The 12648-nt window shown below is 37.9% G+C and carries 11 protein-coding genes; 2 read left to right on the forward strand and 9 right to left on the reverse strand.

All coding sequences use genetic code 11. The features are described from left to right. Nucleotides 1–195 precede the first annotated feature (195 nt). Nucleotides 196–723, forward strand: a complete 528-nt coding sequence (locus BQ8014_RS08915) for an antirestriction protein ArdA (protein WP_080904071.1) — start codon at nucleotides 196–198, stop codon at nucleotides 721–723. 64 nt (nucleotides 724–787) lie between these two features. Here BQ8014_RS08915 and BQ8014_RS08920 read toward each other — a convergent pair whose 3' ends face one another. From BQ8014_RS08920 to BQ8014_RS08955, 6 genes are all read right to left on the reverse strand, one after another. Continuing rightward, a complete protein-coding gene (locus BQ8014_RS08920; protein WP_080904072.1) occupies nucleotides 788–2467 on the reverse strand; it encodes a DUF6035 family protein in 1680 nt (559 codons plus the stop codon). 141 nt (nucleotides 2468–2608) lie between these two features. Further along, a complete protein-coding gene (locus tag BQ8014_RS08925; protein WP_080904073.1) occupies nucleotides 2609–2944 on the reverse strand; it encodes a helix-turn-helix domain-containing protein in 336 nt (111 codons plus the stop codon). Beyond that, nucleotides 2941–3255 carry a helix-turn-helix domain-containing protein gene (locus BQ8014_RS08930; RefSeq protein ID WP_080904074.1) on the reverse strand — a complete coding sequence of 105 codons (315 nt, stop codon included), beginning with the start codon at nucleotides 3253–3255 and terminating at the stop codon, nucleotides 2941–2943. Before BQ8014_RS08930 ends, BQ8014_RS08925 begins: the two co-directional genes overlap by 4 nt. Nucleotides 3256–4039: 784 nt before the next feature. Next, a complete protein-coding gene (locus BQ8014_RS08945) occupies nucleotides 4040–5038 on the reverse strand; it encodes an IS110 family RNA-guided transposase (protein ID WP_080902553.1) in 999 nt (332 codons plus the stop codon). 317 nt (nucleotides 5039–5355) lie between these two features. Then, entirely contained in the window at nucleotides 5356–6462 is a 1107-nt protein-coding gene (locus tag BQ8014_RS08950) for a universal stress protein (protein ID WP_080904076.1), read from the reverse strand. Nucleotides 6463–6493: 31 nt separating this feature from the next. Beyond that, nucleotides 6494–7705 (reverse strand): multidrug effflux MFS transporter, encoded by a 1212-nt coding sequence (locus BQ8014_RS08955; RefSeq protein ID WP_080904077.1) that lies wholly within the window; start codon nucleotides 7703–7705, stop codon nucleotides 6494–6496. 121 nt (nucleotides 7706–7826) lie between these two features. Here BQ8014_RS08955 and BQ8014_RS08960 point away from each other — a divergent pair, with 121 nt between their 5' ends. Beyond that, on the forward strand, nucleotides 7827–8687 hold the full coding sequence (locus BQ8014_RS08960) for a helix-turn-helix domain-containing protein (RefSeq protein WP_080904078.1): 861 nt from the start codon (nucleotides 7827–7829) through the stop codon (nucleotides 8685–8687). Between the two features lie 308 nt (nucleotides 8688–8995). On the opposite strand, the gene BQ8014_RS08965 is transcribed toward BQ8014_RS08960, so the two are convergent. The 3 genes from BQ8014_RS08965 to BQ8014_RS08975 all read right to left on the reverse strand — a co-directional run bounded on the left by BQ8014_RS08965 (nucleotide 8996) and on the right by BQ8014_RS08975 (nucleotide 12538). After that, complete coding sequence (locus BQ8014_RS08965; protein WP_080904079.1) at nucleotides 8996–10765, reverse strand: CocE/NonD family hydrolase; 1770 nt, start codon at nucleotides 10763–10765, stop codon at nucleotides 8996–8998. A gap of 19 nt (nucleotides 10766–10784) precedes the next feature. After that, a complete protein-coding gene (locus BQ8014_RS08970; protein WP_080904080.1) occupies nucleotides 10785–11759 on the reverse strand; it encodes an NmrA family NAD(P)-binding protein in 975 nt (324 codons plus the stop codon). 197 nt (nucleotides 11760–11956) lie between these two features. Further along, complete coding sequence (locus BQ8014_RS08975) at nucleotides 11957–12538, reverse strand: sugar O-acetyltransferase (protein WP_080904081.1); 582 nt, start codon at nucleotides 12536–12538, stop codon at nucleotides 11957–11959. Nucleotides 12539–12648 lie beyond the last annotated feature (110 nt).

Raw genomic sequence — 12648 nt, forward strand, 5'->3', positions numbered from 1 at the left:
TATTTTCTATCATGGCGCAAAGGTGTTTACGGAATCTTAACGGGCAGTAAAGTACAAGCCTTGCAGGTTCACGGAAAAATCTCCACGCTTGCAGGTTGTATTTTGTCCATGAATACTTGACATCCCTAATCCCTACACCGGGAATGCACCTGAATAAAAAATCAACCCGGCAGATGCCGATTAAAAATTAAGGTTATGGAAAATATATCAGAAGCACGGATTTATGTAGGAACTTACGCTAAGTATAATGAAGGTTCAATAGAAGGTAAGTGGTTAGACCTTTCGGATTATTCCGATAAAGAAGAATTTTACGAGGCTTGCCGCGAGTTACACAAGGACGAGGAAGACCCGGAATTAATGTTTCAGGATTGGGAATATATACCCGAAGCTCTTATCGGGGAAAGCTGGTTGTCCGATAACATATTTGAAATTATCGAAGCCATAGACGATATGGACGATACGAAAAAAGAGGCATTCGAGGTCTGGCTGAACCACGAAAGCTACGACCTTAGTTCCAAAGATATAAACGACCTTATTTCCTCTTTCGAGGATGACTTTCAGGGTGCATACAAGGATGAAGAAGATTATGCGTATGAAGTCGTTGAAGAATGCTACGAGTTGCCAGAATTTGCGAAAACTTACTTCGACTATGAAAAGTTCGCCCATGACTTATTTATAGGCGACTATTGGTTCGATGACGGTTACGTATTCCGGCGTTCATGACCTAACCGGAAACGGTTATCAAGGCGGAACAATCCGCCTTTTTTGCCTGTCAATCTAAGATTTGTCAAAGTGTATATTCCAATTCGGGATAAAGGTCGTTAAACACTTCGTCAAAATCATATTTTTGGTTTGGGATATTAGAATAAAATTGCTCAACTTTTTTCTGGAAAGTCGCTTTTGTGTCAAGTTGAATTAGTCTATCCCAAAGCCCAAATCGCTTAAATGCTAATTCAATATACTCCCAATATTCACTGTAATGCTGAATTGCGTTGTTCGCAAAAGAAATCCATTTATTTCCAGTGAAATTGAATGCTATCAACTCATTCTGACGTGCAGATTCTACGATAAAAAGCAATTTTGAAAATTGATATGCATTAGGAACAAGATTTCTATCAGTTAGGTTATTGCAGATTTTGAAAATGTGAAAATCTGTAACTGATATTTTTTGTTTTTCAAGTAGTTCAGAAAGGGTTAAATGATCGTTTTCAGTCATCTTGTAACCGACTTGCAATAAAGATAATACTGGTAATGTTTTGTGAATATTTTTATTCTGAAATATCGCCTGCAATGGGGTTCTACCAGTATTATCAACCGTATTTATGTCAAGTTCAATTTCTTTTGTTTTTAGAATAAATTCAAGAAAAGCAACATCATTCTGTTGGGCTTCATCTATCCATTTAATTAAGGGAGGTTTCCCGGCAGTTATTTTTCCTTTTAAGTTCAGAACTTTGTTTAGAATTCCTATTTCAAAATCGTTCATTTCACGAACTTCACTTGAAATAGAATTGAAGATTAGCATTTTTCGTTTTCGGAAGTCAGCAATTTTAGTGACTAAATTCTCCGCTTTTCTTTCAGCCCGTTCAAGTTTCTTTTGTTCAAGCCTCTTTCTTTCACTTTCCTTAATTTCTTCTGCTTTTTGTCTTTGAAGAGTGTCGATTTTTGCTTTATTATCACCAAAATCATAAAAATATGCTTGAAAAACTTCGTTGTCAAATTTCAACTCGCTTAATGAAACAGATTTTTTAAGCCACTTCGTAAGAACCCTATTGTCATCTGTCAAAAATGGAAATTTGTATTCACACTCAAGTCTAAGTGTATCAGACTTTTCATCAAGTTTAAAGAAGTTTTCATATTCCGTCAAATACTTTATATCTCGCTCTAATGTCCCTTGATTATGTATGTCAAAATTATCAAGTATCCAAATCAGATACATTCCATGCTTTTTGTAAAACTTGTAACGGCTTAAAATGTAGCCAAGAGATAAATCAGACAATTGGATTTCAAATACAAGTTCTTTATCTTGAAATTTACAATAAACGTCAGGTTTTCTTTTACCATCTTCTTTGACAATAAACCTGTTGTCAATAGAAATAGTATTCACATCAACATCTGGTACACTTTTTAAAAGTTCTCCGATTTTGGTTTTAAGTTCTTTGTGCCTGTCGCTTTCTTTGGATTTTAAAATTTCTGTAAATCTTTCGTGTTCCTGCGGTGTAAGTTTTCCGTCAGCTAAAATACAATAACCATGTCCCGATTTGTGTTTGAAGTGTAATCTGTCATATTTGCTTCCTGAAACCATTAAATCCTGTTCGCATTCACAGCAAGAAAGTATGAGGTTCTTTTCGTGATATTTTTTTCTTATTTGAAAGGCATCTTTAGTTATATCAAAGACTTCATCCGCATCAAGGATTTCTCCTGATGTTTTGTCAAATGCGATTTTTATTGAACGATCATAACGTCCCATATCTTATAACTATAATTCGATTCTTCATTTACAAAAATAGTAAATAATTGGGTGTCAGTCATTATTTTCGCCTCCTATAATAACAAACCCCGCTCTATTTCACAACAGTACGGGGTATAAACAATGGATAAATCAGAAAAGCTAATCAGATGGTTCCGGTTCAAGTTCTGTTTCACTATTATTATCACCTTTGGCAAAATGGTCACGTATGAATTTCTCTACATTTTTCTCCGTATAAAATATTTTGTGATGAATGGTTATATAGGTTAATTCGCCCGCAGAACGGTAACGCTGTAAAGTCCGCTTACTAACGTTCAGCAGTTGGCACAAATCCTGATTATCCAAAAGCCGTTCGCCGTTCAGTACATTATGTCGCCCGCTCATTATATCCATAAACTTATCCAGTCGGTCAAAACGCCCCATGAATTGCTCGAACCATTCCCGCATCCAATTTCTTAATCCTTCGTCCTCACTCATGGCTTACCTCCTTCCTGTTTATCGTTTCTTACTACACGACCGGATAACAGACGTTTAACCTCTGCCAGCGCGTACCACGCTTTATTGCCTCTGATTGAATAAGTTATTTCTCCGTTACTGCGTAGCCGTTGCATGGTACGTTTACTTACCCGCAATATAGCGGCAGCATCTTGGTCGTCTAGCCAAACCTCAGACGGGTTGGCTTGCAAGGTTGCATTCTTTTCCTCTCTCTTTTTTGTATAGGAATAAATCCATTCGATTTTTTGCACCAGCTTTTTATAAGCTTCTGATTCTATAGTTACTATTTTCATACCCGCAACTTATTGATTTGGTACAAAGATCGACTGATTAAACATGCAAAAACAGGGGTAGTAGTTAACTACTACCCGATAATAAACAAATAATCATCTAATATCCAGCTGATTGAAAAATCATTTTTTTTCATTTTTATCAGACGGTTTGTTATTTCTACTTCGTTCTAAGACATTTGTTAGAAAACTTAATGTCTTCGTAAGATTACAAGCCTTACGGTTATATACTTCTGCACGTTTATCGTATATACTTCCGAAACTGAAATTGAAAACGTATTCAAAAACATTTGCTAGCTGAATTAGTGAAGCGGGTTTGCCATTTCTGTCTTTGATTTCTTTCGACAGAAAGATACTTATTACAATTTCGGCCATACCAATAATCCCCAAGCCTTTCGACTTGGGGATTATGTGTAGATTGTGTTGGGATGGTCGTGATTCAGATTGACAAAACTGTTCGGGATAGAGAATTTTGAGATTTAAGAGTCTTAATTCCGAAATGACAAAAGCTAATGCTCTTTTTAAATAAGTAAATTTGGGGGCATTTTTTTCCCTCCTCGTATAAAATCTGCGCCTGTAACGAGTTAAGCTCTATACGAGTCAAATTCAGTGTCCGAAAGATTACCGAATAATCAGTTTCGGATTGATCTAAAGTTAATACTTGTTTCAGAAAATGTTCATAAGCGGTTTTCATTTCTTCGTTTGATACTGGTGAGGATTCGGTTAATAGGCCGAAAAATCTCGAAATAAATAAATCATTCATATTCTTATGATTTTTGCAAGTTTTTTAGATATAAATAGGTTCATAAAATTCATTTCTTTTTATAACTGCAAACATCCGTGCTACGATTTTAGCTCTTAGCGCATTAATTACTAGCATTTTATTTTTCCCTTCATCAACTTTTCGCAGATAATATTCTTTAAGTTGTCCCCCGGTTTTATGTATCACAGACACAGCTGCCAAATGTAATAGTCTCTTTATGGATTTATTGGCTTTGTGTGAGACTTTGTTTTTCGAATGTTGGCTACTACCGGACGTGTATGAAAACGGAGCTACTCCTGCATGGCAACAGAATTTCCTTGAATCATTAAAACGAGTAAAAGCACCAGTCTCAATAATCATATTTAGAGCAACAACTTTACCTACACCATCCACTGACATCAACAGTTGCATCTGCCTATACAATACTTCCGTCGAACGAATAATGTTCTCCATTTCAGTCGTAATGCTCGCAATTACTGTTTGAAGATTCCTCATTACACTATCCAGCCGTTTAGCTTTCCTTTGATAAATATCTTCAGGCATAAAATCTTTCTGATCTTTTAGCTGTGCTTTATACGCAGCTAAATGTCCGGTGTAAAGATCACGCTCTCGTTCTAATTGCTTAAGGCGTTCTATCTGCTCGGTTGGGCCATCATAATAGCGAACCTTATCGCCGAAACGAGATGCATAAAGAGCAATACGTTTTGCGTCTATCCTGTCGTTCTTACCGCGTTGCATACCAGAAGAATATTTGATCTGGTATGGATTCTCCAACCATAGTTTGCATTCGTGTAATTTACAGGCGCATATTAGAGGATATGTGTATTGTCCCGTGTGTTCAGCACAAATCAAAAACTGGTTGTTATCCATTCCTAAATCATTTTTAAACTCATTAATCAAAGCTTTAATTGCTTGTTGATGATTACTGACTTGATCCTCTCGCAAAACCTTACCTTGGAGCATTACGCAGAAATCTAATTTTCTTTTAGATACATCTACACCGATAAAATAAAAATTTTCCATATTTTTGTTTTTGAACATCAATCGAAGGAAAGGAACTTGAACTTACCCTAGCTACCTTAACAATAAAAGGTTAAATTCTTATTCAGGTCTCAGTTCAAGGAAAGGTAAAGAGTCCGATTATGAATATGAAGCATCAATTCAGCGCATAAATTGGTTCACACTTTGCCTCCCTTTCTTTCAACTAATTCAGTTTATACAAAACTATCATTCCTATTTCATCTAAACGTTTTCATGCAAACTTAAGGTAAGCATAAAATTTGATAGTGAATAATTTGTTCTTATCAAAAAAAGTATCGTTTTATGCTTTACATGTTCAATCAATTTCTAAGAATCATTATGCTTGTATTTATTTGGGATATGATTTTCCGGGAAGTACTTGGCTTAAATATAAGCCCCCAGATATTTCGTTCCTTCGTGTTTAAAGCAATCATATCCGCTTTAATATCTTTCAACAAATCATCTATGCCTTCAATAACACCCGTGGTTTCAACCAATTTGGATTCAATATTTCGACCAGGATATTGTCTTTGAATTATATCTCTTTGAGATTGAATTTCGGATTCTCCCCAGATGATACTTTCTCCGGCTATATTGAGGTGAACAACTGTAACTTTGAACGGATTATTTAAATTCAATAAATGCACCAGATTGTCAAAAGTTAATTCCTGACTCAGATTGTTTACCAAGAAAACAAGGTGTTTTATATCTTTTACATCATTGATGTAAGATGAATAAGGAATGGCTATAATCGGGACATTAGTTGTTTCAATTATATCGGCGGTAACACTACTTCCGATATAGTCGGAGGACTTGCTTCCTGCACCTACGCCGCGTGTCCCCATTACAACCAATGACGGTTGGTATTCATCAATAAAAACGTCTATTTCACCCCTCGCGTCTCCTTCTCGCAGCGCATAAGAAAAATTAATGGAAGGTAATATTCCTTCTGAGATTTCCTTATCAATACTATTACATAAGTCCAATATCTTCTTACGTGATTTAGTCAGCAAATCCTCATTTTTTTCTTTGTCTTCTTGAGTCATTCCTATAAAAGGTATCTGCACAGGATATACTCTGTCGAAAACATGGAGGATTTTAACTTTGGCTCCGATTGATTTGGCAACGCTAAAAGCAAATCTACAGGCTTTTAACGAATCGTTCGAAAAATCTACCGGAACCAGGATTCGTTTTCTGCCGTCGTCAATCTTTGCTATTTCTTTATTACTGTAATTAAAAAGCCGGTTGTCTTCAATAATTTCCAGAGCTTTCGCAATATCTTTTTCAAATATCCCTACGGAAAAACTTAATGTGTCGGATTGGATTTCTTTGAGAAATACCTTGATTCCGTTATTTTCCAAAAGGTCTCTCATTATATTGGCTTTAGTTTCCCTATGAATTGCCAATGAAACGATTTTATTTTCCATAATTATCTAATTATTTTAATTACTAATATTCTTACGCATCTTCATTGGTAGTAGATGCTTCTGCTATTTTTTCTCTTTTCCCGATTGCTTTGTATGCAAAAAATGCGCTACATAAACAGCAGAAAAGAATTATCACCCCTGTTGAATACAATATATTACCCAATCCGGTCAATGGCGATGCCAGTCCCCCGGCAAGAAAACCCAGAAATCCTAAAACAGCAGATGCTTTTCCCGAATTGTTTCGTTCAAGCCCTAACGCCAAAGTGGAAGAAGTAGGCAGCAACATACCCACCGCAATAAGGAATACAAACATTACGATTTCAAGTACGAGTAAAGGTAATTGTAATGTCAACGTCAACGCCAGCAGTATTCCCATAAGCACGATCAATCGTGTTCCTGTAATCAATGCTTTTCCGGAGCTTGAAAATTTGGTAACTACCGCATGTCCCAACATAATGGCCAATCCGTTAACCGTGAAACACAGACTATATTGAAGTGGAGACAAACCATAAGACTGCTGAAAGATAAATGGTGATGAAGCAATGTAAGCAAACAGTATTCCCATGGCAAAAAACTGAACCATGGTAAAACTCATAAATTTTTTATTGCGCAACACAATACCGTATCCTTTAAATGTATTCAGTATTTTTCCTGTACTTCTTTTCTGAACCGGCAAAGACTCCTTGAAACGCGCGACAAAAAACAACATTATGATTTCGATAAGAACAAGCGTGACGAATATACCCCGCCAGTCGGTTACGTTCAACAGAAGTCCTCCCATTATAGGCGAAAAAATAGGCGCTATGGCTTGTACGAGCGATAACATGGAAAAGAAATCAGCCATCTTTTTCCCCTCATAACTGTCCACCACAATCGACTTTGATATTACAATTCCACTCGACCCTGAAAGTCCCTGTATAAAGCGAAACACGACAAACGATTCGATACTCCATGCAAAAATGCAGGCTATGGTCGAGACAATAAAAATTGAAATACTTACCAGCAGTGGTAATTTCCTTCCATATTTATCGCTCAACGGACCAATAAACAGTTGTCCTAGAGCAAGACCTACCATACAGGCTGTAAGGCTCAATTGTATCATCGAGGCGTTTACTCCGAAAAATTCTCTCATTTGAGGAAAAGCCGGCAAATAAAAATCGGTAACGAAAGGCCCTATTGCAGCCAGCAAAGCAACCAGAGCCAATAGATAAGCTTGTGAATTGGTATTATTTAATCTTCCCATATCTTTTATATTTAATAAATCGTGCAAAATTCATCATATTTTTTTGATTTATATCGTCCACATATACGCTCAATATATCCTTATATGGGCTTTTTTAGTATCTTTGCATATTGGTGAAAATATGAAAACAACAAAACAAATAACTTGTGAAGTAATTGATAATTATATCATTGATAACTTTTCGATATCATTGGTAGGGAATGATACCAAATTTGCAGAGCAACAGTTTCCACATACACCAATGCATGGACTCGTATTTATTCTCATCTTATCCGGGACGGCGATAATTCATACAAATGGGAAAAATTACTCCGCCCACCAAAAAATGTTCATTTCCATTGCCCCATTCCAATCCTATACCTTTTCGGAGCAATCAGACGAGTTCCAATTTGAACGTATCACTTTTAAGCTTGACTTTATGGCAGACTTCCCATTGATGCTGCAACCTAATGTGGCTGAAAAAATGGAAAGGCTTCCGTGTATATTTCTTAATAAGAACAATTTTACTTTATTTAAAAAGTATTACGGAAATATTCAGGATCAATATAAGCGGGATAAACATCCATCCAGAATAAATATTATCAAAGCAAGCCTTTACATATTGGTAGCAGAAGCCAGTTATATTTATTCGTTAGAAACAGTAAATGTTAAGAGTACGCATCAAGAACAAGTAACCGACGACTTTTTCAGATTACTACACACTTTCTACAGGAAAGAACGGAAACCGGATTTTTATGCGGACAAACTATACCTGTCAACCAAATATTTGACAAAGATTCTTAAGAAAGTTACGGGGCTGACACTTTATGCATGGATTTGTGAATTTATCATCAAAGAAGCCAAGATTATGTTGAATTCCACCAATGCGAGTATTTTACAGATATCCGATGAATTAAATTTTCCTAATTCATCTTATTTTACCCGTTACTTTAAAAAATACACAGGGATGACTCCTTTAGAATTTAGAAAACATAAAGTGTAGATTTTACACCTTAAAAATTGAGGTAATTAACTATAAATAAAAATTATAAATATCCATCCTTGAATCTATAAAGATATAATGTATTTTTCGAAAACAGCCCCGTTGTCGCAGGTTTCCAAACCTATGCCTTATTTTGAAAACCAAACTCTTATATGGCACGGAGTCGAAACTCCGTGCCAGCAAGAGTCTGCTACCTATCGGTATTCCTCGGAAATCGGTGTTTTTCAATACGTTATAGAATTTATTTATTACAATACTATCGCCTCTTAGAACTTAATTTTCACAGATTAAACTTCACAGGCAGAATGCTAAAAAGAGACAACAGGAATAAGAAGATATGAATTATAATTCCCGCCTATATGCAATTTTACTTCAGCAGATACTGTATCCCAATCACGAGTTTCTCCACCTTCCCATTGTCCAGGCACTGACCAGGATTGTACAACAAGACGAAGGGTTTCTCCGGCACGGAATGTAGTTCCTGATGGCATTATAGGAATGTTTACCTCAACAACTTCCCCCTGTTTTAGCGGTTGATTACTCTGCATAGACAATATAGGTTGCCACGGAGTGGAACGTTCTGTATTCAGTTCACGCTTTGATACGCGCAGCCAACCTCTTGATACAGGACCGTTGGCGTTACCGCCTGAACTGCTGAAAAAATAGACTTTATCGCCATTTTTATCTAACTTTTCCACTCCAATAAATAAATCGGCATCATTGGCATCTATTGCTTCTATATATAGTTTCACCGACATATAACCGACAATATCTACATCTTGAGTGAAAATATAATCGAATACAGCCCGATTTTCCGAATTTCCGACAGGAGATGAATTAAAAGCAACGGTAGCTGACTGATCCGTAGGATTGGATGTCAATGCATTTGCGGCATTCAGATACAATTTCTTGTATTCAGTACCCGGTACGGGCCAATCGGTTGTCTCAACCACTTTGTAATTGAAGCGGTCTTTGTTTATTTCCAAGCGGACAAGAGGTACGCCGTCCATCGCATTTTGCTCGTCTTTCAGGTATTTGTCCATAAAACGTTTCTGCAAGTTGAGCGCTTCTTCGCTGTAATAGACCGCCCACTTCTGCCGGCGGTGATTATACAGCCATTTATCTTTTGACTGAATCCGGGTAAACGCGTTGAAAGTGTCCCAAGTATGCAATTCCTGATCGGAAAAACTTGCACATATCAGGGCGGGAACTTCTATGGTCGAAACATTGAAATCCCAGTCGTCCGGTCCAAGTTCCGGCTCGGCAGTGTTCGGGTTTATGTATGGACCGCGCAGGTCTTTCGCTATCCAGGGGGCGAAATTTTTCTCCGGAATGCCGCCATATCCTCCACCCGGGCCGTTTTCATTGATTCCTTCCCAGGCGATAAATGCCTTCAGCTGTTTTGGCGCCGGAGACATCGCCGCGATCCATTGCGTAGCAACAAGCGCAGACACGCCGCTCATTCCGACTTTTCCAGTACTCCACGACTGTTTTTCTATCCAGTTCATTATATCTATCCATCTGTCGTGGTGGCTGATGTTTGCCGACGGATTCGATTCCGACTTTCCAACTCCGGGCAGGTCTACTATCACTACGGCGTAGCCGTTCGGCACCCAAAAACCGGGATCGGGCGCCTCAAAAGGAGTTCGGTCTGAAATTCTTACATCTCCCATATAAAAACCTCCGCCACCCGGTACAGTTCCTACCGGCGGGTCCCGAAATAAATCCCATTGGTTGAAATTATCTTTACCATACGGAGTGGCTGTGGTGATAGCCGGAACGGGAGCGCCACCTTTTTCCCGAAATACGGTCGCGCACAACTTTATTCCGTCTCTCATGGGGATAAATACCTCTTCTTCCAGTATGTTGTCCGGCAAAGAGTATTTCACAAGATTAAACGGATGATCGGAAAGCCAGTTTTTAATCCCTTCGGATGGAACTGCTTCCGGTATATTTCCGCTATTTTTCGCGTCTTGGCTGTGCGCCGCGCTTTGTGCCGATGCGGGAAGTATTCCGCCTGCTGAAATGATCAGCAGCGACAGAGTTGTTAAAAATCTACGAATGGTTCTCATTTTCATTTTTCCTTTATTTTAGAAGTTATTTGATATCTTTCCAATTTGTGATGTTCTGCTCCCAAATATAACTGTAATTCTGTGCAATCTCTCGCGCGGTTTTTGGTTTTTGACCGGTCAGTTTTTCCACAGCATCACTTTTCACATCCGCCAGCCCCTCTGCTATGCTGGCTTCATTTGTAACCATATCGTTTCCACACCACGGAACCGGAGATTTGGAAAAGTCACCGCTGCTGTCTCTGGGGATATGTTGTTCATCCAAACGTTTAAAAAACCCATCATGACTGACAGGGCAATATTCGATTTCCAAACCGGATAGTTCGTTGATTAAATTCACAATATCTCTCTCGGAAATTGATTCGGATCCGCATGCGTTATATGCCGCGTTGTGCTCTCCCTTTCCCAGCAGCAAAGCTGTGGCAATCCCTGCGCAGTCATCTTTTGCTATAAAGGTAGCCTTTCCTTCACCTGCCGTAGTATACCACTTTTTGTCTGCCTTTAAAGCCAGAATTACAGAAGTTGTAAGAAAGTTTTCCAGGTACAGATTATCCCGCATGAAGTTATATGAAATACCCGTTTCTGCCGCTTTCTCTTTAATATACTTTTCAGTTGTGGTATGATCCGGTGTTACATATACATGCTTGTATGCCGGATCGCTGGCACCTAAGCAGGAAGTATATGTTATATGTTTTACCCCGGCTGCAATGGCGGCATCCACCACATTTTTATGCTGCCGCACCCTGATGTCGCCAATCAACACCCCGGAAACAATATAAATTCGATCTCCTCCGGCAAACGCTTCTGTCATTTCTTCGACATGATCATAATTAGCCTGTTTTACACTTACTCCAAGCCCCTGCCAACGCTCTTTTTTTTCCGGATTTAATGTGTCAATATTTGGACAAGTAAAAATTAAGTCTTTAGGACCTACCTCTTTCAGCATATTTTCTGCGACTCTTCCACCCAGTTTTCCGTCCACTCCTGTTACTATGTATTTCATTTATTTCTCCTTTATTAATAATTATGAATTTGAATTATTATCGCGACAAAGTTCCCGATAATAATTGGGACGACTATGTCCACATATACTTTTCTTTTGACCTCATATTGCTTTTCTCAGCACATTCAGCAGTTCGTTAAAATGCTAAGCGGCAAGCAGTAAATTATTTTTTTATTTTCATTCTTCATTCTTCTCAACTATGTATATTTCCGTCTATCTCCTTCAGTGATAGCCCGGACTACCTTACATGGATTTCCGACAGCTAAAACATTGGACGGAATACTTTTGGTAACTATACTTCCTGCTCCTATAACCGTATTGTCTCCAATAGTAACACCCGGTAATACACAGACATGTGCGCCAATCCAAACATTATTTCCGATTGAAATTGGATAAGCGAATTCTAATCCTTTATTACGCCGCTCTGCATCTAAAGGGTGTCCGGCTGTATAAAACCCGCAACCGGGAGCAATAAACACATTATCCCCCAATATAACTTTTGCTTCATCAAGGATGATACAGTTTATATTGATGAAGAGATTTTCCCCTATTTCAATATTATAACCATAATCGCAATGAAAGGGTGATTCTATTGTAAAACTATTACTTGTTCGACCAAATAACTGGCGGACTATGGTTTCACGTTCTTTCTTTTGTAAAGGTCGTAGATTATTAAAGTCGTAGCACTTCTCTTTGCATGCAACTCTCTCTGCAAGAAGCTCCGGATCATAATTTGCATCATACAAAAGACCTGATTGACATTTTTCTTTTTCGGTCATACGTTTTTTGTCTTATGGATTAATAAATTCCAATCTGTTTTATTTGCATTATTCTATTTCAGAATTTGTTGCTTTTATTCATTGCAAATGTAAACAGTATTATTAACTAT

Origin of the sequence: Parabacteroides sp. Marseille-P3160 (assembly GCF_900162725.1) — a bacterium.
In the GTDB taxonomy this organism is placed as follows: domain Bacteria; phylum Bacteroidota; class Bacteroidia; order Bacteroidales; family Tannerellaceae; genus Marseille-P3160.